The organism is Clostridium sp. UBA7791, from assembly GCF_002480755.1.
In the GTDB taxonomy this organism is placed as follows: domain Bacteria; phylum Bacillota; class Clostridia; order Clostridiales; family Clostridiaceae; genus Clostridium_J; species Clostridium_J sulfidigenes.
In genome coordinates this window covers 52084-74029 of the sequence record NZ_DLCT01000013.1, presented here as the reverse complement: position 1 = coordinate 74029, position 21946 = coordinate 52084, and the positions used below count along the sequence as shown (strand labels likewise).

Annotated in this window: 20 protein-coding genes and 1 other annotated feature; of the genes, 18 read left to right on the top strand and 2 right to left on the bottom strand. The window is 31.4% G+C overall.

The genetic code is table 11. The annotated features are described in order from the left end of the window. Positions 1 to 118 precede the first annotated feature (118 nt). From B3Z56_RS15805 to B3Z56_RS15740, 14 genes are all read left to right on the top strand, one after another. A complete protein-coding gene (locus B3Z56_RS15805; RefSeq protein ID WP_346879171.1) occupies positions 119 to 1363 on the top strand; it encodes an SEC-C metal-binding domain-containing protein in 1245 nt (414 codons plus the stop codon). 326 nt (positions 1364 to 1689) lie between these two features. Continuing rightward, positions 1690 to 2523, top strand: coding sequence for a GNAT family N-acetyltransferase (locus tag B3Z56_RS15800; RefSeq protein WP_346879170.1), 834 nt, complete (start codon positions 1690 to 1692; stop codon positions 2521 to 2523). 67 nt (positions 2524 to 2590) lie between these two features. Then, a complete protein-coding gene (locus B3Z56_RS15795; protein WP_346873806.1) occupies positions 2591 to 3058 on the top strand; it encodes a hypothetical protein in 468 nt (155 codons plus the stop codon). A gap of 277 nt (positions 3059 to 3335) precedes the next feature. Then, the gene (locus tag B3Z56_RS15790; RefSeq protein WP_346879169.1) at positions 3336 to 4124 is read left to right on the top strand and encodes a helix-turn-helix domain-containing protein; all 789 of its coding nucleotides are present in this window, start codon (positions 3336 to 3338) and stop codon (positions 4122 to 4124) included. A 160-nt stretch (positions 4125 to 4284) separates the two neighbouring features. Then, positions 4285 to 4848 (top strand): GNAT family protein, encoded by a 564-nt coding sequence (locus B3Z56_RS15785; protein WP_346879168.1) that lies wholly within the window; start codon positions 4285 to 4287, stop codon positions 4846 to 4848. 34 nt (positions 4849 to 4882) lie between these two features. After that, positions 4883 to 5410, top strand: a complete 528-nt coding sequence (locus B3Z56_RS15780; protein WP_346879167.1) for a GNAT family N-acetyltransferase — start codon at positions 4883 to 4885, stop codon at positions 5408 to 5410. A 54-nt stretch (positions 5411 to 5464) separates the two neighbouring features. After that, complete coding sequence (locus B3Z56_RS15775) at positions 5465 to 5809, top strand: DUF1801 domain-containing protein (protein ID WP_346879166.1); 345 nt, start codon at positions 5465 to 5467, stop codon at positions 5807 to 5809. A gap of 61 nt (positions 5810 to 5870) precedes the next feature. Further along, positions 5871 to 6062, top strand: a complete 192-nt coding sequence (locus tag B3Z56_RS15770) for a hypothetical protein (protein ID WP_150843676.1) — start codon at positions 5871 to 5873, stop codon at positions 6060 to 6062. A 143-nt stretch (positions 6063 to 6205) separates the two neighbouring features. Continuing rightward, positions 6206 to 7252 (top strand): NUDIX domain-containing protein, encoded by a 1047-nt coding sequence (locus B3Z56_RS15765; protein WP_346879165.1) that lies wholly within the window; start codon positions 6206 to 6208, stop codon positions 7250 to 7252. Beyond that, positions 7233 to 7871, top strand: a complete 639-nt coding sequence (locus B3Z56_RS15760; protein ID WP_346879164.1) for a nucleoside deaminase — start codon at positions 7233 to 7235, stop codon at positions 7869 to 7871. The genes B3Z56_RS15765 and B3Z56_RS15760 overlap by 20 nt, the downstream gene beginning before the upstream one ends. Before the next feature lie 246 nt (positions 7872 to 8117). Beyond that, positions 8118 to 8579, top strand: coding sequence for a GNAT family N-acetyltransferase (locus B3Z56_RS15755; protein ID WP_346879163.1), 462 nt, complete (start codon positions 8118 to 8120; stop codon positions 8577 to 8579). Positions 8580 to 8649: 70 nt separating this feature from the next. Continuing rightward, positions 8650 to 9132, top strand: coding sequence for a GNAT family N-acetyltransferase (locus B3Z56_RS15750; protein WP_346876893.1), 483 nt, complete (start codon positions 8650 to 8652; stop codon positions 9130 to 9132). A gap of 680 nt (positions 9133 to 9812) precedes the next feature. Further along, positions 9813 to 11309: an exosporium protein gene (locus tag B3Z56_RS15745; protein WP_414633090.1), complete on the top strand. Its 1497-nt coding sequence runs from the start codon at positions 9813 to 9815 to the stop codon at positions 11307 to 11309. 121 nt (positions 11310 to 11430) lie between these two features. Further along, complete coding sequence (locus B3Z56_RS15740; protein ID WP_346846652.1) at positions 11431 to 12516, top strand: glycosyltransferase; 1086 nt, start codon at positions 11431 to 11433, stop codon at positions 12514 to 12516. A gap of 202 nt (positions 12517 to 12718) precedes the next feature. Here the strand turns inward: B3Z56_RS15740 and B3Z56_RS15735 are convergent, their stop codons facing one another. Next, entirely contained in the window at positions 12719 to 13831 is a 1113-nt protein-coding gene (locus B3Z56_RS15735; protein ID WP_346846653.1) for a DEAD/DEAH box helicase, read from the bottom strand. Between the two features lie 202 nt (positions 13832 to 14033). Here B3Z56_RS15735 and B3Z56_RS15730 point away from each other — a divergent pair, with 202 nt between their 5' ends. After that, positions 14034 to 14756 (top strand): DUF434 domain-containing protein, encoded by a 723-nt coding sequence (locus B3Z56_RS15730; RefSeq protein WP_346846903.1) that lies wholly within the window; start codon positions 14034 to 14036, stop codon positions 14754 to 14756. A gap of 277 nt (positions 14757 to 15033) precedes the next feature. On the opposite strand, the gene B3Z56_RS15725 is transcribed toward B3Z56_RS15730, so the two are convergent. Further along, positions 15034 to 15690 (bottom strand): HAD family hydrolase, encoded by a 657-nt coding sequence (locus B3Z56_RS15725; protein ID WP_346879162.1) that lies wholly within the window; start codon positions 15688 to 15690, stop codon positions 15034 to 15036. A 522-nt stretch (positions 15691 to 16212) separates the two neighbouring features. Here B3Z56_RS15725 and abc-f point away from each other — a divergent pair. The 3 genes from abc-f (at position 16213) to B3Z56_RS15710 (ending at position 21488) form a co-directional block, all read left to right on the top strand. Then, positions 16213 to 17865 carry a ribosomal protection-like ABC-F family protein gene (gene abc-f, locus B3Z56_RS15720; RefSeq protein ID WP_346879161.1) on the top strand — a complete coding sequence of 551 codons (1653 nt, stop codon included), beginning with the start codon at positions 16213 to 16215 and terminating at the stop codon, positions 17863 to 17865. A gap of 87 nt (positions 17866 to 17952) precedes the next feature. After that, positions 17953 to 18183 (top strand) — a binding site (T-box leader). Between the two features lie 63 nt (positions 18184 to 18246). Further along, the gene (gene thrS / locus B3Z56_RS15715) at positions 18247 to 20154 is read left to right on the top strand and encodes a threonine--tRNA ligase (RefSeq protein ID WP_346879160.1); all 1908 of its coding nucleotides are present in this window, start codon (positions 18247 to 18249) and stop codon (positions 20152 to 20154) included. Between the two features lie 608 nt (positions 20155 to 20762). After that, positions 20763 to 21488, top strand: a complete 726-nt coding sequence (locus B3Z56_RS15710; RefSeq protein WP_346879159.1) for an MBL fold metallo-hydrolase — start codon at positions 20763 to 20765, stop codon at positions 21486 to 21488. Positions 21489 to 21946: the final 458 nt, after the last annotated feature.

Sequence of the window (21946 nt, the reverse complement as noted above, 5' to 3'; positions counted from 1 at the left end):
TCATTGTCTTATGTTATAATTTATTAAATAAGGAATTAACTATTTTACTTCAATAGAAATTAATAAATAATTATAGTACAATAGTTTTTGAAACATAAAGATAAATCAGGAGGGAACAATGAAAGAAAAATCTTATTTCTGTGAAAAACAAGTTACGGATGAAACTACTAATGAAACAAACATCCTAGAACATGAAGCTAATGACTTAAAGGATGAAAAATATTTAGAAGATGTAGATACTGAAATTGCAGGGTTAGTAGATGAAATTATCCTTAAGAGAATTCAAAGGACAGCTAAGAGTGCATTGAAAAGAGAGTGTTCTAAAGATTTAAAGGAACTTCTAAAAGTGGAAACCAAGGATACTTTAAAAGAGATAATGAATGAATTAAACATTGAATATAAGTCAGCTGATAAAAAAGATGATTTGATTGATAAAATTGACATTAATTATGAAGATGCAATCTTAAAAGTATTGAAATATGTAGATAGTGATTGTTATATTTCTTTACAAAAAATACTAAAAAATAGCGGTATTATTCCTATAAGTGGACATATGGATGAGTCCGAAAACTCTATATTTATGCAAGATATGGGAATGTTGTATATTGCTGAAAGTGATGATAAATTATATCTTTGTGCACCAGAGCAGTTTCTTAAAGTTATACCGCAAATAGACAAGAAGTCTATAGAGAAGAATGATGAAATAATAAAGTTATTTAGAGGTATGCTTTACTATTATGGTGGGATTTCTGCAAAAGAATTTATGGAAAGATTACCTGAGGATGCAAAGATAGATTTACCCTTAGAAGAAGTAGAGAAAATTTTAGCTATGGGAGAAAAAACTTGTGCTGAGTATATCTATGAAGATAGTTTTGGGTTAAATGGTTTTTTATGCGATATACAGGAGTTGGAAGCTCTAAAATTACAAGGATTAACAGATGACTACAAACAACTTACAAAAACAGAGTTGCTTAAAGCTAGTAGAAGAGATTACATAGGTGATAAAAATAACTATAAAAAATTTATAAAAGTTATTAAGGATAACTATGATATACCAGGAGATGGCATAGAACAATTACTAGAGTTTACATATGAAACATATCAATTAGAAGGTAAAGAAGAACTAATTAAGAAGACTCTTGATCATCTATCTGTACCAGAATTTTTGGAAAGTGAAATAATTAATGCAATAGATGATGTTTGTAGAAAAATCCCAGCTTGGAAATATAATGGGTATACAGAAGCAGAGAAAAATAATTCTAATAGAGTTAACATAGAAAAGGTAAGAGTTGGAAGAAACGATCCTTGCCCATGTGGTAGTGGTAAAAAGTATAAAAAATGCTGTGAATCTAAGGGATTATAACTTGGTTAGGAAAGCCTTAGTTTTATAAAGTTTAATTTAATAGTAAATATAAGTAAATAAGCTTCAGAGGAGATAGTGCTCTTCTGAAGTTTATTTTTGTTTAAATTTGTTTGATTTGTTCATAAGATAAATAGATATCCAGGTAAAATATAGTATAACTTTGTAAAAAGAGGAATATTAAAGTTTTTAGCGTATATATAAAAGATGGTAAAAATGTGCTATTAAAATAAAGTAATTATTGGGATTTAAATGAAGAATAGCAGAATAGAAATGGATATATAGTAGCAATATCTTTATAATAAATGATTTGGAGGATATATTTAATTATGAACTTATGTATTAAAGAGTATAAGTATGAATATAAAGATGAAGTAAATAAGCCTATTTCAGATGATGATTTTGTAAGAAATGATGTAATTAGCTGTTTAAATAGATGGCCTCAGCATGGGAGCATTGTTGAAGTTGAATCTGAAGTGGTTGGTGTAGGTATATTTACTGGAGTAAGTAAAAAGACTAGTATGACTTTTTATGTGAAACCAGCAAAAAGAAAAAAAGGTATTGGAACTGCCTTGTTAAAGCACTTAGAGGATACAATGAGAAATGTTGGAGTTGAGGAAATAGTTTGTGATTTTAGAGTTTGTGATGTTGAAAAAACATTTTTGTATAAAAATGGGTATAACTATTGGTTTACATCTAATTTTATGACTTATAATGGCAGTAAATTGGCGGTATATAATTATGAAATTATAAATTATGAAGATAAGTATTATCATGAATGTCAAAAAATTTTCAGTGAATCATTTCATAAAATGCGTTTATCTGTGGGTCTAGATTCTACATTGAGCCTACCAAGTGATGAAGAGAGAAATCAGTACAAAGAAAATGCAGAAAATATATTTCTGCTTCGTAAAAATGATGAAATAGTAGCAGCTGTTAGACTTGAAGCTAATGAAATAGATTCACTTGCAGTAGGAGTAGAGCATCAACATAAAGGGTATGGAAAAGCATTGTTAAGCTATGCTGTTAATATATTGTTAGATAAAGGATATACAACAGTGGCACTTTGGGTAGTTGAAGGAAATTCAGCAAGGTTTTTATATGAAAAGGTAGGTTTTATAAAAGAACGTGCACATGAGTTTGTTGTTAAAGGTATAAAGTAGAAAAGGTTATAAATAAAAGTTTATAGAGTAAATAATTTTTATTTATAACACATGGAGGAAATATATTATGAATAGTTGGAAAAGTGATAGAATTGGTTCTGCAGAAAGAGGTGAAAATCCTACAGTAATGGTAAGAATGAAAAGTGGCTTTGCTGTTATAGGAGATAATCAATTTCTGCCTGGATATTGTGTTCTTCTTGGATATCCGAGAGCGAGTTCATTAAATGAATTATCTCTAGAGGAAAGAACTCAATATTTAACTGATATGACATTAATAGGAGACGCCATTATAAAAGCATGTAATCCATTAAGAATTAATTACTCTATTTTGATGAATTTAGATCACTATTTACATGCACATATTGAAGCTCGTTATGATTGGGAACCTGAAGAGAATAAGTGCAGACCATCTTATTTTTATCCAAAGGAACAAAGATATGGTAGTCAGTATGAATATTCAGATGAAAAATATGGTGATTTAAAAACTAATATAACAGAAAATTTGTTGGAATTAATGAAGATGGCTGGTTATTAAATACTTACAATAATTAACTTTCAAATAGAAAAAATAAATTTATTAATATATGGATATATATGAGTAATATTCAAGGTATGTAAAAATCTATTTAACTGTACCCAAGGGAATTGTACTATTTAACCATTAAATGGCATTTATATCTAAATATCAATATACTATGCGCGTGCTCCACTTAACTAAAAGGAGAGCACAATATCCGAACAAATTTATGCATAAAATGTCAAGAATGATAAATTGTATTTTAGTATGATAAGAATTGTAGGGAGGTGAGAATGTGGACTGGATAGTGAGTATTCAAAACACAATTGACTTTATTGAAGATAACATTGAGTCAGAACTAGATGCTGATATATTAGCTGCGAAGATATACACATCAAGTTTTAATTTTCAGCGGATATTTACAATATTGTGTGATTGCACTCTAGGAGAGTATATTAGAAACCGTAGACTGACATTAGCTGGGTATGAACTTTTGAGGGAAGAAAGCAGTGTTTTGGAAATTGCCATAAAGTATGGTTATCAAACTAATGAGAGTTTTACAAGAGCATTCTCCAGATTTCATGGGGTAACTCCATCCATAGCAAGAAAGAAGAGGAGTAATTTAAAAACATTCTCCCGTATATCTGTAAAATCAAATTTATCAGGAGGAAAAGTATTTATGAGTGATTTTAGTGAAAGAGGCTATGTTGTAAAAGAAACAGGAGCGGTATATTACACCCAAGATATGGATAAAACGTTAAAATGGTTTAAAGAAGTACTTGGATGGTATGGACAAATTGATGCAAGAGATGAAGATGACATTGGTACTTATGGTTGTGTAAGCAACATACCTATAGAAATAGAAGTGTTGCATATTGCGCCCTTTACAGGAATTCATATGTTTAAGGGAGATGCACTTTCAATAATGGTTGGATTCATGCTTGTGCAAGATATAGAACAATTATATAAATTTGTCAAGAAGAGTGGATGGAATCAAATAACAGAGATTGTAACGGAGCCATGGGGAGGAAAAACCTGTGAGGTTACCACCATTGATGGTAGTATACTTAAATTTTTTGAGTAACGGGGATTAACTCTTGTGAAATGACTATAATGTAAGGTTGTGTTAATTCGCAACCTTTCCATTTTCATAATTAAAAAGAAATTTAATAGAGAAGTTATTAGAATTAATGAAGGAGATTGATTACTAGATGTAGGAAGAATATTTAAGTGAGGTGTAGAACGTGGTTGATTACAATGAAATTTTAAGAGAAAATTTATTCTTAAAATCAAAGAGGTTAATTTTAAGACCATTCACTATGGATGATATAGATGATGTTTTTTTATATGCCAGTGATGATGTTGTAACAAAATATTTAACATGGCCTTCATATAAGGATATATCAGAAATAGAGGACGTTGTGAAAACATACTATATTGATAAAAGTGGAGTTTTTGCAATTGAATTAGAAGAAGAAGAAAAATGTATTGGATGCATTGATTTAAGACTATATATTGAAGATAATAAAGCGAGTTTTGGTTATGTTTTGAATAGAGGTTATTGGAATAAGGGATATATGTCAGAGGCTTTAAATCTAATATTAGACTTTTCTTTTTCAAAACTAGAATTGAATCGTGTTGAAGCTACGCACTACATAGGAAATGAGGGCTCTGGTCGTGTTATGCAAAAATGTGGTATGAGATATGAAGGAACTGGCATACAGGAAGTAAAAGTAAAAGGTATTTTATATGATGTTGTTCATTATGCAATTTTGAGAGAAGAATGGTTAATTGGATATAGTGACTAATGAAGATAAATTTAAGTTAATTGGAGGGGTACATATGGAAATAGTTTTTGAACTAGGACAAGCTGATGATTTTGATGAGTTAGAACAGCTTTATAACGATTTAAATGACCATTTAGCAGAAGGAGTAAACTATCCTGGATGGAAAAAAGGGATATATCCTGTACGGCAAAATGCAATTGATGGAGTCAAACATGGAAATCTTTATGTAGCAAAGCATAATAATAAAATAGTTGGTTCTATTATTTTAAGCCATGAGCCTGAACCTGCATATTATAATGCAGAATGGGGATTTAAGTCTGATTATTCAGATGTTTTTGTAGTATATACATTTGTAGTACACCCAAAGTTTTTGAAATGTGGTGTAGGTAAAGCGTTAATGGATTTTGCTATTGAGCATAGTATTAAGTCACAGGTTAAATCAATTAGATTGGATGTCTATGAAGGTAATATACCTGCAATTAAGCTATATGAAAAATGTGGTTTTAAATATATTGATACCGTTGACTTAGGGCTTGGAAACTATGGGTTGAATTGGTTTAGATTATATGAAAAATTACTTTGACAGTGTGAGTATACTCTATAGTTAAATTATTAAGTATAAAAGTGGGAGGAAATTATGGGGATTAAATGTAAAGAAGTTTCAGATTATTTTGCAAGTTATGGAGTGGAAAAAGAAAAACGATTGGAGTCCATTAGAAATATAATTCACGATATAGTTCCTGATATAAAGGAAAAAATGTGGACTAAAGTTCCATGTTTCTATATAGATAGAACAACTATTGTTATTCGCGTATTCAATGATCATATAAATATTTTTGTAGATGAAGTATTTCAATATAAAGATGAGTTATTAGAATATAAAATTACACCAAAAGGCGCACTACAAATATTTGATAAACAAGCAATACCATTTGAAACTTTATCAAAGATATTTAGATCTTGTTTCACAAGTGTGTATTAGGATTCCTATAACTGCCCATCACACCTTATATGATTGTTTGGCTTGTCAGCATATTTGTCCAATGAATTCGGAGCAAAAAGAGAAAATTATTGAGGATATAATTTTTACAGAAGAAGAAACCAATATGTTATTAGAAGGGAAATCCATTGATTCTTTTTCAGCGGGCTTTAAATCGAAAGTGTATATGCTAGGAATTGATCAATGGTATGAAGCAATTCCAAGAAATTTGAAAGTTTTATTTGATAATATGTAATACCGGTAATATTGAAACTGTGGAGTAAAATTATATAAAAAGAGAAATATAAGTTTTTTAGCAAATATATAATTGCATGGTTTAAATTATAACAAGATAATAAAAGTATATCTGAAATATAAATTAAGAACTGGAGGATTAAAATGGATGATAAGAAGACGTTAGTTATTGCAATAGCAGCAGTATCAGGTGGTGGAAAGACTACTGTTACAACAGTATTAAATAAAAAATTACATAATTCTAAAGCATTATACTTTGACGATTATGAATTTAATGGTCCTGAAGATATATGTGAGTGGGTTGAGAGAGGTTCAGATTATAATGAATGGAACTTGACACCTTTAATTAATGATTTAAATTCCTTACTTTCTAATTCTATAGAATCATTAGACTACATAATACTTGATTATCCATTTGCTTACAAACACAATGAAATGAGTAAATATATAGATTTGACAGTATTTATTGATACATCTCTGGATATTGCCATGGCTAGGCGTATACTGAGAGATTTTAAAGAATTTTCTTTTGAGAGTATAAGGGAATATTTAGATGTTTATTTATCACGTGGAAGATTAGGTTATTTAGAAGCATTGAATTCAATTAAACCAAACTCTGATTTTGTAATAGATGGGTCCTTACCAGTAGAGGCTATAGTAAGTCAGATTCTTGAAATAATCAATAGGAGGAGCAAATTTGAGAATATGAATTACGTAGAATACATACGTGATAGAGTTGGACATGATGCAATAAACTTAACAGGGGTAAATATTTTAATAATCAACAAAAACAATCAAATTTTGCTTCAAAGAAGGGGAACATTTCCATATAAGTGGGGACTAGTTGGAGGAATTACAGAATTAGGAGAATCCCTTGAAGAAACTGCCATTAGAGAAGCAAAGGAAGAAACCGGATTAGATATTAAGGGGCTAAGGCTACTAGGGACTACATCAGGAGAAAAATGCTATATGGACTTACCTAATGGCGATAAAGCATACTTTATAACTGTTGGATATTTTACTAAAAGTTTTAGTGGAGTGTTAAATATAGATGATTTTGAAACTAAGGAATTGAAATTTTTTAGTTATGAACAATTACCTGACAATATACCAAATAGTCATAGGGTAATGATAGATAAATATTATAATAATTTTGAAGGGGGAGATTTAAATGTGGATGGATTTAGATAATATTTGGCAAGAGGCTTTTTCATTGGCTTGGGAATCTTTTAAAAGAAATACTATTCCTATAGGAGCTGTTATAGTTAATGAAGAGGGTAATATCATATCAAGAGGAAGAAATAGAATCTTTGATTATTCTAGTAACAATCCATTGGTAGGAAGTAATATGGCTCATGCTGAAATGACTGCTATGATAAATTTAAAAGAAAAGGAACATCCCAATATAAAGAAATATACCTTAAATACAACTATGGAACCTTGTCCTATGTGTTTTGGGACCATGGTGATGATGGGAATAAGAAATTTGAGGTATGCAGCAAGGGATGGTTTTGCTGGTGCAACGGAATTAAATTATAATATGGATTATATAAAAAGCAAAAAAATATTTATATATAAAGAAGATGATGAATTAGAGTTATTTCATATTTGTCTACAATCTGCTTATGAGTATTCAAGAAATCATAAGAGATTAGAAGAAGTATTGAACTCATGGAGAACCTATTGTAGAGAAGGTGTTTTGCTGGGAAAACAACTGTATGATGAAGGTTATTTTTTAGAAGCTATAAAGCAAAGGAAGGAAATTGGACAAATATATGATGAAGTAATACTTAGATTTAACAATATTTAATATTATTGGGAGGAGCACCTTAATGAATCAAGATATATTGTTTAAAACTAATGACTTTGTTTTTAGTTATCGAGTTGCAGAAGTATTAACATTAAATAATTCAAAGGAAATAAAGCATTTTATTTATCGTTAAGAAGTATAGATTACGATTATAGTCTATAGTTAAATTTTATTAGAAATTTCTATGGTAGGATAGTAGTTTATTACTAAGAAGCTGTTCATGGGAAGAAAGAGTGGAGGTATAAAATGGCTGAAGTTATTGTACATGAAATGCAATATTATGGTGAAAAAGTGAATTCGGACATAGATGTAGTTAATTATAGTGATGAATATTACAATGATTACCGAAGCATTTGTTGTGATTGTTTTCGTAGTTTGAGTATAGCTACAAATCTAGATCCAGATTCATTTTATACTAGAGAGGAAATGATAAAAAAGAATTCTTCTGTTTTTATTTTGTTTATAAAAAAAGAAATGATAGGTTCTGTTGAAATAAATGAAAATGTTATAGACCATTTGTTTGTGAACGAAAAGTATCAAAATCAAGGATATGGAAAGAAATTATTATTTTTTGCTATTAATTATTTACAAAAATCTGGAGTCAAGCAAATTATTTTATATGTTGCAGATTTGAATAGTAAAGCTACTGAATTGTATTTGAATAATGGATTTAAGTGCATAAATACAATAAAAGATGATTGGGGATAATGAACTCAAATTATAGATAAATTAAATCAAATTCTAATTTAGAAGACAAGGATAAAGAGGGGAGATTTTTATGAATTTGCATGTAAGAGAAGCAATTATAAGCGATTATATTGAGATCAATAATCTTGTTAAAGAAGTACATAATTTACATGTTGAAAATAGACCAGATGTTTATGTGAATACTGATACTCCTTTGATAAAAGAAGATTTTTATGAGTTATTAAGCACCAGTGACACAAAGGTATTTGTAGTAGAAGATCTTAATAATAAAGAGTTGGTAGCATATAGCATAGTGAAAATTATGGCTCATAGAAGTATTCAGATACTTAGACCAATGACATTTGCTTATATAGATGATTTTTGTGTTAAAGCTAGTAAGCAAAAGAATGGTATTGGAAGATTACTTTTTGATTATGTTGTAAGTTATGCAAAATCAGAAGGAGCTTTATCTTTACAGTTGATTGTATGGGAGTTTAATAAAGATGCTATTAAATTCTATGAATCATTGGGAATGACAGTAAGAAATAGAAGAATGGAATTAAACTTGAGTTAATATAAATGTAAAAAATATAATTTAAAGATAGGTACTGAGGGAAATAAATCCCCTAGTACCTTATTGTTTTTTATGAACATTTATTATTATAGGTGAGTATAATAATAATGAATCCAATAGAAATAAAATTTCATATAGATAATAGGGGGAAATCATTTATGTCAGAATATTATAATGGTGAAAACATCAATCAAATAAATTATACAAACCAAGGTTTAAATGTAGACAATAGTGATTATAGTAATGATTCAAGCTATTGCCCAGAGTATCAATATAATTGCTCACAATGTCCTTATTACAACCAATGTCAACAACAGTGTTGCTGCTGTATTGGTCCAACAGGACCACAAGGTCCAAGAGGATGCATTGGACCGCAAGGCCCAACAGGACCACAAGGTCCAAGAGGATGCATGGGATCGCAAGGGCCAACAGGACCACAAGGTCCAAGAGGATGCATTGGACCGCAAGGCCCAACAGGACCACAAGGTCCAAGAGGATGCATGGGACCACAAGGTCCAACAGGCCCACAAGGCCCAAGAGGTTACATGGGATTACAAGGACCAACAGGCCCACAAGGAGCAACAGGTGCGACAGGTGCACAAGGACCAACAGGTCCAATAGGAGCAACAGGTTCAACTGGAGCTCAAGGACCAACAGGCCCACAAGGTCCAAGAGGTTACATGGGATTACAAGGACCAACAGGCCCACAAGGAGCAACAGGAGCAACGGGAGCAACAGGAGCAACAGGAGCTCAAGGACCAACAGGCCCACAAGGAGCAACAGGAGCAACAGGAGCGACAGGAACAACAGGAGCAACAGGAGCAGCTGGAGCAACAGGAGCAACAGGAGCTCAAGGCCCAACGGGGCCACAAGGTCCAATAGGCCCAACAGGCCCACAAGGAGCAATGGGAGCAACGGGTGCGACAGGAGCTCAAGGCCCAACAGGCCCACAAGGAGCAACAGGAGCGACAGGAGCAACAGGAGCAACAGGAGCAACAGGAGCAACCGGTGCGCAAGGTCCAACAGGTCCACAAGGACCAATAGGGCCAACAGGACCACAGGGAGCAATGGGAGCAACAGGAGCGACAGGAGCTCAAGGTCCAACAGGGCCAATGGGAGCAACAGGAGCAACGGGAGCAACAGGAGCCCAAGGAGCAACAGGATCGCGAGGCCCAACAGGCCCACAAGGACCAATAGGCCCAACAGGCCAGCAAGGAGCAATGGGAGCAACAGGTGCAACAGGTGCGCAAGGTCCAACAGGTCCACAAGGCCCACAAGGAGCAACAGGAGCGACAGGAGCAACAGGAGCAACAGGAGCAACAGGAGCAACAGGCCCAACAGGACCACAAGGGCCACAAGGAGCAACAGGAGCAGCGGGGGCAACTGGTTCTACAGGCCCACAAGGACTAACAGGAGCAACAGGAGCTCAAGGTCCAACAGGTCCACAAGGACCGATTGGAGCAACGGGAGCAACAGGAGCAACAGGAGCTCAAGGCCCAACAGGCCCAATAGGACCAATAGGGTTAACTGGAATTCAAGGTCCAACAGGACCGCAAGGAGCAACAGGAGCAACAGGAGCTCAAGGCCCAACAGGCCCACAAGGACCGATTGGAGCAACAGGAGCGACAGGGCCACAAGGAGCAACAGGAGCTCAAGGTCCAACAGGCCCACAAGGACCGATTGGAGCAACAGGAGCGACAGGGCCACAAGGAGCAACGGGAGCACAAGGGCCAACAGGACCACAAGGACCAACAGGCCCTACTGGTGGAAATTCACAATTAAGAGGACTTCAAGTTTCTAGAAATCTTCAACAAGAAGTTCTAGCAAATGCTCCAATCATATTTGATGCTATTAATGCAAATTATGATGGAGATTTAGTTTGGAATACAAACACAACTATTACTATTAACAGAGCAGGAATTTACTACATTAGTTGGTGGGTTTCTTATGAGAGAACAACAGCAAGTTATGTTTCTTTTGCAGTCTTGCAAAATGGGTCCATACAGGGGCCAGCAAGTAATCCTAGTAATGTAAGAGATCAAATTTCTGGATTTGTAATAATAAATGGAGCTGTTGGAGATACAATTAACTTAACCAATATAAGTACGAGTTCAGTATTGCTGGCTACAGACGCAAATGTTCGTGCATCTTTATCAATAGTTAGCGTACACCTATAAAATTTACTCAGCTGGGGTTATAATAACCCCAGCTAAATTTAAAGATAGTAATAGAAATACTTAAAGATTATAAAAATAAATGTATAAATTGTAAAGATTTTAGAGCATAGTGAGGTGTTTTATGATGAATTCATATAAAATTTGTGTATATGCAATATGTAAAAATGAAGAACAGTTCGTAGAAAGATGGGTAGACTCAATGTCTGAAGCTGATAGTATAATAGTTTTAGATACTGGTTCAACAGATAATACAGTAAACAAGCTGAAAGAATTAGGAGTAAATGTATATAAAGAAATTTTTAATCCATGGAGGTTTGATGTAGCAAGAAATAAATCGTTAGAACTAGTGCCAGAAGACACTGATATTTGTGTATGCACAGATTTAGATGAGGTATTTGAAAAGGGTTGGAGAGAAAAGGTTGAGAATGCATGGAAAGAGAATACTCAACAGTTACGATATAGATATACTTGGAATTTTGATGAAGATGGAAATGAAGGATATGTATTTTTATACGAAAAAATTCATGCACGTAATGGCTTTAAATGGGTTCATCCTGTTCATGAAGTTTTGAATTATTATGGTGATCAACAATATATTGTTAGTACTGAACCCAAAATACAACTAAATCACTATCCCGAAAAATCAAAATCTAGGGCACAATATTTAGGTCTTCTTGAATTGTCGGTACAAGAAGATCCAACTGATGATAGAAACTTACACTATTTAGGTAGAGAATATATGTACATGGAGATGTGGGATAAATGTATTAGTACATTATTAAAGCACCTAGAATTACCAACAGCATTATGGAAAGCTGAACGTTCTGCTTCTATGAGATATATAGCAAAATCTTATATGGAGAAAGGAGATATTAGTAAAGCTAAGGAATGGTTTGCCAAATCCATTTTAGAGGAACCTAATTTGAGAGAACCCTATGTAGATATGGCAAATTTATTATATAGATTACAAGAATGGTCAGGGGTGCTTTATATGATAGAATGTGCACTTAAAATAGAAGATAGACCGTTATCTTATATTAATGAACCAGGACCATGGGGTTCAGAACCATATGATCTTGCTTCCATTGCTTGTTTTAATTTACAACTTTACAAGAAGTCATATTATTATATAACAAAAGCAGTTGAAATATCACCTAGTAATAAGCGTTTAAAGAATAACCTTGATTTAATAAAAAAATTTATCTAATAATAATTATTAGAGATAGATGAAGTTATATACAATATGATTAATAATAAAAATAGAAACCTTTATTTTTGATGTTAACCATTTGAAAAATGTGGAATTAAACTTGGGTTAATATAAATGTAAAAAATATAATTTAAAGATAGGTACTGAGGGAAATAAATCCCCTAGTACCTTATTATTTTATATCATGTTAAATTTCAAGTTACACTAAATCTATATTTCTTCTAGAAATTTTAAATCCTATTTTTTCTTCAATTTTTTCAAGTAAATAGGTATCTTTTGGGTCCATAAAACAGCAAGTATAACCACTTTCACCAGCTCTAGCTGTTCTACCAATTCTATGAATATAGCTTTCTGGAGATTCTGGAATGTCATAGTTATATATGTGAGTAATACCAGAAATGTCAATACCTCTTGCAGCTACATCCGTTGCAATTAGATATTGAATATCCGCATTTCTAAAGGACTTCATGATTCTTTCTCTTTTATTTTGAGGAACATCGCTATGAATTTTCTCGCAATTAAATTTTCTTTTACCCATAGCCATTTCAAGAGCATCGGCTCTTCTTTTAGTTCTGCAGAAGATTATTGCCATAAATGGGTTATCTTCTTCAAGAGCTTTGAAGAGAGAATCTTGCTTTAAGCGATCTGTAGTTTCAACGATTTCTTGATTTATAGTAGAAAGAGTTATGCTTTCTTTTTTTACAGACACCACAATAGGATCTTTCATATATTTATAAGCAAGTTTTTTAACAGAAGAATCCATAGTAGCAGAAAAACATAATGTTTGATGGTTTTTAGGGGTATGCTTAATTATATTTTCTACTTCATTTTTAAAACCCATAAGTAGCATTTGATCTGCCTCATCAAGAACAAAGGTTTTAAGCTTAGATAAATTGATTGATTTTCTCTCAAGATGGTCAAGAAGTCTTCCAGGGGTAGCTATTATTAAGTGAATGCTTCCCTTAAGCTTATTTAATTGGGAACCTATATCTTTTCCACCATAAGCAGCTAAAATATTTATGTTTACGCTCTCAGCTAATTTAGAGGCCTCGTTAGTAATTTGAATGGCTAACTCACGGGTTGGAGTCAGTATTAACACTTGTGTAGCATCAAGGTTCGGATTAATATTTTCAAAAATGGGCAATAGAAATGCTAAAGTTTTACCTGTGCCAGTTTGAGCTTCAGCTATAAGGTCTTTTCCATCTTTAATATATGGAATACTTTCTCTTTGAATATCAGTTGGATCTTTTATCCCAGACTTATTTAATATATCTATTATATTTGTACTAATTCCTAATTCTTTAAAATTCATTTACTCATACCTTTCATCCTTTATTCAACGCCTAATAGTAACACATATTAAAGTATTTATCAATTTAATAGATTCCATACAAATGAGATGAATAATCCTTATAATGTGGAGCATAATGAATGGTGAAAAAGAAAGGTAGTAGAAAAGGCCATTGCAAGGTAATAACACGAAATATATTACTGTTGAAAGTAAGGTGAAGATATTGAGTAAAACTACTAGAAGAGGATATGTCCCAAGGGATGAAAAGGAATTTGGAGATGAATACAGATGTAAATTACAAAAGGCAGGAGAAGAGCTTTTGTTTCTATTAAATAGGGGATATAACATAAAGGGAGCATCAACTTTTATAGGAAATCACTATCTTTTATCTGAAAGGCAGAGGCTTGCATTAGTCAGGGGAATTTCTAAAAGTGAAGATGTTACAAATAGAAAATCTAAAGAAGTTACTGATTCTTTATCTGGTAAAACAGTTAACATAGATGGTTTTAATACAATAATAACTCTAGAAGTTGCACTTTCTAATTCACTAATTATAAAGTCAATGGATGGTACAATAAGAGATTTAGCAGGACTTCGGGGTACATATTCAGTCATAGATAAAACAGATATAGCAATTAAACTACTAGGTGAAAGATTAGGACAATATAAAGTTAATAAAGCTATATTCTATTTAGATAAACCAGTTTCGAATTCAGGGAGACTGAAGATGAGAATCTTAGACTTGCTAGGAAATTTACAATTTGAAGTGGAGGTTGAGATTATTAACAATGTGGATAGTATATTAGAAACAAAAGAAAATGTAGTATCTAGTGATGCAATTATCATTGGTAAATGTAACAGTTGGATAAATATGAATAATAATATTATTGAGGATAAGAAGTTAGGGGGTAATTGTGTGGATTTTAGTAAATTTTATTTTTTGTAAGGATGTATGAACGCATAAGTAAAAACATTACTGTTTTGTATAAATCAACAGGTAAAAGAAGGGAAGCAATTTTGGAACCAAACGTAGTAAAAAGACGCATAAAAAAGCTGTTGAGGGAGTGAGTAAAATTCTACCTACTAGATAGTAGCAAAATAAATACTTCTGCCATAGTTATTTGGCAGAGGTATTTATTATTTTATTATAATACAGTACTGAAAAAAAGTTCCATGTACACCTTCTGGAAAGAGATATCTATTCATTAACTTTTGGATTAATGTTATTCAAATAAAAACTTTTCAAGTTCCTCAACCTTATTAAAATAATAATCACAGTTTTTTTTCATAAATTCTATAATTAAGCTATTTGTGTGTGACCATCCAGCACTAGCAAAATCTACATTACAACTCTTTGCCATATCAAAGCCTGGCTTTAAATCATCAATCATTATAAGTTCATTAGGTTTAAGATCATATTTACGCATAATTTCCTGAAGAGGATATGGATTAGGCTTACGCTCTTCTTCACAGCGTTCCCATCCGAAAATCATGTCTGGAGCAAGACTACAATTCTCTAAATAATCACGATTTATGTTTTCACTGTAGGAATGAGAGACAACACAAACTAGTCCATCTTCTTCTTTTTGCCTTTGAATAATTCTTTCGAATCCAGTATAGAAAGCAGGTACATTGTTTTTTACGTACTCATTCCATGTAGTAAGTTGATATTCCATTTCCTCCTCTGTAAACTTCAAAATATCAAAGCATAAAGAATTAAATCCAGGATCAAAACAATACATCATAAATTCATCTAGAGTTATTTCTGTATTTGGACGAATTTTAAATAAGGTATTTTTAAATACTGGGAAATGTATTTCAGGTGTACTTCTAACAACGGTATCGTCATGGTCAAGGACTAAACATTTATATTTCAACATAGCTGACTCCTTTTATATTTTTATATTTTGGAATTTAATTTTTAACTTGTTAATATTATAAATACAAATGTATATTAACTAATATATATTATACATGAATATGAAAATATTTTGGAGATATTTTCATATAGATTGCAGAGATAGGTTTGGAATTAAATAAGTTGACATATCAATGAGTCATTTATATAATTATCATTGAGTAGTTTAAAACTCAATTTTAAGAAAGGCAAGGTATTTGCAGACATGAGAATATAATTCACTTTTATTTATGAGAAATCAAAATTAGAATGAGGCCTCAAGAAAGGCTTTGTTGTTATGCATTTTATTTGATTTTGTGAGTGGATAGTATTTTTGTAACTGTTGATGGTTTGTCAATATAGTGTGTTATTAACCTTAATTAAGACTTTGAATCCTAATATATACTGATTTTTTTGTATATATTTTAAGGTTTTATTTAGTGCAGATTAAAGGTTATGATATAGTTGCGATGCTATCCTCTCCAGGTTATAAGGAGGGGATTTTTTGTTATTAGTTGAATGTAGTAATATTAAAAAAAGTTTTGGTCATAGATCCATCTTGGATATAGAAAATTTAAAGGTATATTCCCAGGATAGAATAGGTGTTGTAGGTGTAAATGGAGTAGGTAAAACTACATTAATTAATATATTGTGCCAAAGATTGCATCCAGATGAAGGCCATGTTAAGTTATATGGAACATACTCATATATATCACAGTTAGAAGAACCAGAAAGTATATCAATAACTAGTGAAATGGCTTCTAGATTTAATGTAGAAAGTATTTGGAATGAGAACATGAGTGGAGGAGAAAAGACTAGATTTAAACTTGCTTATGCACTAAGTCAGAATAGCCAGTTGATATTTGCAGATGAGCCTACTAGCAATATGGATATAGAGGGCATTGAGCTTATGGAAAAAAGTTTTGAAAAATATAAAGGAGCTCTAATTCTTATATCCCATGATAGAAACTTCTTAGATAGGTTATGTAATAAGATTTTAGAAATAGAGGATGAAAGAATAAAAATATATTATGGTAATTACAGTGATTATGCTGCTTTGAAAGCTAAGGAGAGAGACCGAGCTGAATTTGAATATGAGGAGTATAAAAAAGAAAAGAAGCGACTTCAAAGTGTAATTATCCATGCAGAACAAAGGATGAAAGGTATAAAAACTACTCCTAAACGAATGGGAAATTCTGAGGCTAGGCTTCACAAGATGGGAGGTCAAAAGGCCAGGGCAAACATTGAAAGAGCGGTGAAAAATATTGAAAAGAGAATAGATCACCTTGAAGTTAAAGAGAAACCCAAAGAACAAGTGGACATAAAGCTAGACATTGAGGATTCAAATAAGCTCCATAGTAAAATAGTTATAGAGGGTAAAAATATAACTAAGGCATTTGACAAGAAGATGATACTAGATAATGCTGAATTTAGCATATATAACACCTCAAAGGTAGCACTCATTGGTCCTAATGGATGTGGAAAAAGTACTTTAATAAAGATGATAATGGACAATGATAAATCTATTAGAATTGCTAAAGGAGCAAATATAGGATACTTTAGTCAAGCTATTGACATTTTAAAAGAAAATTATACTATTATAGAAAATGTAATGGAAAGTAGCATATATGATGAAACTTTCGCTAGGATACTACTAGCAAGATTATTATTTAAAAGAGAAGATATTTATAAAAAAGTAAGTGTATTAAGTGGAGGAGAACGAGTTAAAGTATCCTTTGCAAAAATGCTATTACAAAATATAAATCTTCTTATATTAGATGAGCCCACTAATTATATGGATATAAACTCTCTTGAGGTTGTAGAAAATGTACTTAAAGATTATTATAACACTTTATTGTTTGTATCCCACGATAGAAGATTTGTAGAATCTATTGCAGACAATATAATGACTATAGAAAATCATAAAATTAAGATGTTTAAAGGTAATTATAATGAGTATTTAGAAAGCAAAAATAAAAATAAATATAATGATAAAGAAAAAATTGAAAATGAAATTTTCATATTGCAAAATCGTCTTTCAGAAGTTGTTGGAAGGTTATCCATGCCATCAAAAAAGGATGATGTAGTTGAACTGGATGAAGAATATAATGAATTATTGGGTAAATTAAAAACGTTAAAAACAAATTTATCAAAATAGTAAGAAAACTCTTTACAACATATTGCAAAAGTGATATTATTGTTTTCAATAAGAGGAAGTGCACAGAGCTCTTTAAAATTAAAAACAAAATGAACAATGAAAGGGACGAGTATTATAGAGTACAATTTATAGAGAGGGAGTGTTTTGGGCTGTAAACATTCCTAAATATGACTATAAGAAAACTAACCCTAGAGTTATGGCTGATTAGCTAATATTAGTAAAATGCCATCGGTAAATACCGTTATAAAATTTGAGATGAATTGAGTTATTTTAATTCAATTTGGGTGGAACCATGGATGTTATGCATTCGTCCCAAGGTGGGACGGATGCTTTTTGTCGTATAAAAGTAATTCAATAATTTTTGTTAAGGAGGGGATAAGTATGATAAGTATAAAACTTAAAGATGGTTCAATAAAAGAAATTTGTGATGATTCTAATGTTTATGATCTTGCAAGTTCAATCAGCAAAAATTTAGCTAAATCAGCAATAGTAGGTGAAGTAAATGGAACCTTGGTTGATTTAAGTTGCAAATTAAAAGATAATGACCAGGTAAATATTTTAACCTATGATGATGAAAATGCTGTTGAGGTAATTAGACATTCAACTGCACATATTATGGCTCAAGCAGTAAAAAGAATTTATAGTAATTCGAAACTTGCTATAGGACCTTCCATAAAAAATGGTTATTATTATGATTTTGATATTGAAAGTCCCTTATCTGCTGAAGATATAGATAAGATTGAAATAGAAATGAATAACATAATTAAAGAAAATTTAAAATTTCAGAGAATAGATGTTTCTAGAGAAGACGCAATTAAGCTAATGGAGGAAAAAGGGGAAACTTATAAAGTTGAACTTATAAGAGACTTACCGGAAGGAGAGAAAATTTCCCTATATAAGCAGGGAGAGTTTATTGATCTTTGTAGAGGACCTCATATACCATCTACAAAGTATGTAAAAGCCTTTAAACTAACAAGTGTAGCTGGGGCATATTGGAGAGGCAATGAAAACAATAAGATGCTACAGAGAATATATGGTGTTGCCTTTGCAAATAATACATTACTTGAAACTCATTTGCATAATGTAGAGGAGGCTAAAAAAAGGGATCACAGAAAATTAGGCAAAGAACTAAAATTATTTAACTTTGTTGATGAAGGCGTAGGATTTCCATTTTTCTTACCTAAAGGAGTAGTTCTTAAAAACACTTTAATTGATTTTTGGAGGACTTTGCATGCAGAAGCAGGTTATGTTGAGATCGAGACTCCAATAATGCTTAATAAAAGATTATGGGAAGTTTCTGGGCACTGGGATCATTATAAAGAGAATATGTATACTTCAATTATTGATGATGAGGAATTTGCATTAAAGCCAATGAATTGTCCAGGAGGAATGTTAGTATATAAATCTGAAGCTCATTCCTATAGAGATTTTCCAATGAGAGTAGGTGAACTTGGTAGAGTTCATAGACATGAACTTTCAGGAGCATTACATGGACTTATGAGAGTAAGAGCTTTTACACAGGATGATGCTCATATATTTATGTTACCAAATCAAATAAAATCAGAAATTAAAGGGGTAATAGAGCTCATTGATAAAGTTTATTCAAAATTTGGATTTAAGTATAATCTCGAGCTTTCTACAAGACCAGATAATTCCATGGGAAGTGATGAAGACTGGGAATTAGCAGAAGACTCCTTAAAAGGGGCTTTAGATGAATTAAGTTTAGACTATAAAATAAATGAAGGTGATGGAGCATTTTATGGTCCTAAGATAGATTTTCATCTTGAGGATAGTATAGGAAGAACATGGCAATGTGGAACAATTCAATTAGATTTTCAATTACCTCAAAGGTTTGAATTAGAGTATATTGGAAGTGATAATGAGAAACATAGACCAATAGTTATTCATAGAGTAATATATGGAAGTATAGAAAGATTTGTAGGTATATTAATTGAACACTTTGCAGGAAAGTTTCCAACATGGCTTGCTCCGGTTCAAGTAAAGGTACTGCCTATATCAAATAAATTCAATGAGTATTCAGAGAGTATTAAAAAGAAGCTAAGTGAAAATGGAATAAGAGTTGAAATGGACTATAGAGATGAAAAGATAGGCTATAAAATAAGAGAAGCTAGAAATGAAAGAATACCTTATATTATTGTTGTAGGAGAAAAGGAAGAAAAAGAAAATACAATTTCACTACGTAGTAGAAAAAATGGAGATGAAGGAACTTTTAAATTAGAATCTTTAATAGAAAGAATCAGTAATGAAATAAGGAATAAAGAATTATAAACAGAGTTCTTAGCTTCTATGAAGCTTTAGAAATCGTTATCCAGGGACATAACAGCTCTTTAGTCCCACTTTGAAGAAGATGGGAGTATTAGAGCTGATAGTCATCGGATAAAATAAGGTAAATATATAAAATAACATCCTGAAAATGGATGTTATTTTGTGTTTTTAACAAAAAGGGTATATTACTGTAAGAACTACAAATAAAGATGATATTCTTATTATATTTATTAGAGCAAGAGGAATTGATGAAATTGAATTAAAGATAAAAAAAGCTACCACAACGGCTCGTACATGCAATTTCAATAAACTACTTATTCCAAACTTTGATGATGTGATTGACAACTGATAATAAGACTATACCTGCTGTTATTTATAGAACTAAAATATTGAGGTATGTTTTAAACTTAGGAGATAAGAAAATAAACATATAAATAATATTGTTCGTGTGGATATTATGCTATAAAATGTAAGTATGTATATCATAAATTTCAAATAAGATAATTAAAGCTTATTTATATTAATTACACGTAGATATGCCTCAACTGCTATTATACCTAACTAAATATAAAGTACTTTTTAATAAGTAAGAAAGAAGAGGAAGTTAGTTTATGGAATTAAAAAAAATATCTAATAGAATTTATTACTTACCTGCAGAAGAAGAAACTGATAGACCAGTTATTGGATATATCAAAGGAGATAAATATTCATTGGCTATCGATGCAGGTAATTCATCTAAACATGTAGAAAAATTTTATTGTGAATTAAATAATGCAGGTTTGAACTTACCAGATTATACAGTGATTACCCATTGGCATTGGGATCATACATTTGGCATGCATTCAGTAGTAGGAAAGACAATTGCTGGACAATTGACAAATAAAAAATTGAAAGAAGTTGCAACATGGCAATGGTCTGATGATGATATGAAAAGTAGACTTGAAACAGGTAAAGATATTGAAATGTGTGACAAATGTATTAAATTAGAGTATTCAAACAGACAAGATATAAAAGTAACTTCTGCAAATATAGAATTTAGCGGAAGTTTAAAAATTGATTTGGGTGGAATTTATTGCGAAATAACTGAAATTGAAGCACCTCATTCAGAAGATTCGGTATTGATTTATGTACCCGAAGAAAAAGTGGTGTTTATTGGTGATGCAGATTGTGAAGATCACTATGATAATAATGGCCAATATGATAAGAATAAGTTAGGGTGTTTTATTAAGCTAATTAAAGAAATTGATTTTAATACTTATGTTCTGGGACATGATAAACCTGGAACAAAGGAAGAAGCAATTTCATATTTAATGGAAGAATTAAAAAAGTTAAGTTGAGACATAAAGAGAGGAATCGTACCATAAGTAGGTGCGATTTTTTTGTTAGTTTAAGTGGTGAGTTGAAATTGAATATATATTAGTATTAAAAGAGAATTTTAGATGATTAAGATAATATATGAATAGGAACTTTGCAAAGGAGTATTAACACATGAGAGAGATAGTAATATGAATGATTGAATTATCAGTGAAGATATAAATTATATAGAAAAGTAGGTTTTACATATATGCGAGCCAACCATAACCATGGTGAAATATCGTCAATAGTCCACGGAGATAAAATGTTCAAAGTTTTGGTAGTAATCATGCTACAAAATTTTTAAATAATCAAAGAGAAAATAACAGATAGTATATAGTAAGATATATCATATTAAAGCATATATGGGAATATATTTCATTAATATGGATTACATGATACAATTTTATTGTAAGTAATATTTTTTATGTTTTAATGTAAA

What these genes read in the sequence shown, in the direction of transcription:
- B3Z56_RS15805 (WP_346879171.1), top strand. Translation starts at nt 119, where the DNA reads ATGAAAGAAAAATCTTATTTCTGTGAAAAACAAGTTACGGATGAAACT.
- B3Z56_RS15800 (WP_346879170.1), top strand. Translation starts at nt 1,690, where the DNA reads ATGAACTTATGTATTAAAGAGTATAAGTATGAATATAAAGATGAAGTA.
- B3Z56_RS15795 (WP_346873806.1), top strand. Translation starts at nt 2,591, where the DNA reads ATGAATAGTTGGAAAAGTGATAGAATTGGTTCTGCAGAAAGAGGTGAA.
- B3Z56_RS15780 (WP_346879167.1), top strand. Translation starts at nt 4,883, where the DNA reads ATGGAAATAGTTTTTGAACTAGGACAAGCTGATGATTTTGATGAGTTA.
- B3Z56_RS15775 (WP_346879166.1), top strand. Translation starts at nt 5,465, where the DNA reads ATGGGGATTAAATGTAAAGAAGTTTCAGATTATTTTGCAAGTTATGGA.
- B3Z56_RS15770 (WP_150843676.1), top strand. Translation starts at nt 5,871, where the DNA reads ATGAATTCGGAGCAAAAAGAGAAAATTATTGAGGATATAATTTTTACA.
- B3Z56_RS15765 (WP_346879165.1), top strand. Translation starts at nt 6,206, where the DNA reads ATGGATGATAAGAAGACGTTAGTTATTGCAATAGCAGCAGTATCAGGT.
- B3Z56_RS15760 (WP_346879164.1), top strand. Translation starts at nt 7,233, where the DNA reads ATGTGGATGGATTTAGATAATATTTGGCAAGAGGCTTTTTCATTGGCT.
- B3Z56_RS15755 (WP_346879163.1), top strand. Translation starts at nt 8,118, where the DNA reads ATGGCTGAAGTTATTGTACATGAAATGCAATATTATGGTGAAAAAGTG.
- B3Z56_RS15750 (WP_346876893.1), top strand. Translation starts at nt 8,650, where the DNA reads ATGAATTTGCATGTAAGAGAAGCAATTATAAGCGATTATATTGAGATC.
- B3Z56_RS15745 (WP_414633090.1), top strand. Translation starts at nt 9,813, where the DNA reads ATGGGATTACAAGGACCAACAGGCCCACAAGGAGCAACAGGAGCAACG.
- B3Z56_RS15740 (WP_346846652.1), top strand. Translation starts at nt 11,431, where the DNA reads ATGATGAATTCATATAAAATTTGTGTATATGCAATATGTAAAAATGAA.
- B3Z56_RS15735 (WP_346846653.1), bottom strand. Translation starts at nt 13,831, where the DNA reads ATGAATTTTAAAGAATTAGGAATTAGTACAAATATAATAGATATATTA.
- B3Z56_RS15725 (WP_346879162.1), bottom strand. Translation starts at nt 15,690, where the DNA reads ATGTTGAAATATAAATGTTTAGTCCTTGACCATGACGATACCGTTGTT.
- thrS (WP_346879160.1), top strand. Translation starts at nt 18,247, where the DNA reads ATGATAAGTATAAAACTTAAAGATGGTTCAATAAAAGAAATTTGTGAT.
- B3Z56_RS15710 (WP_346879159.1), top strand. Translation starts at nt 20,763, where the DNA reads ATGGAATTAAAAAAAATATCTAATAGAATTTATTACTTACCTGCAGAA.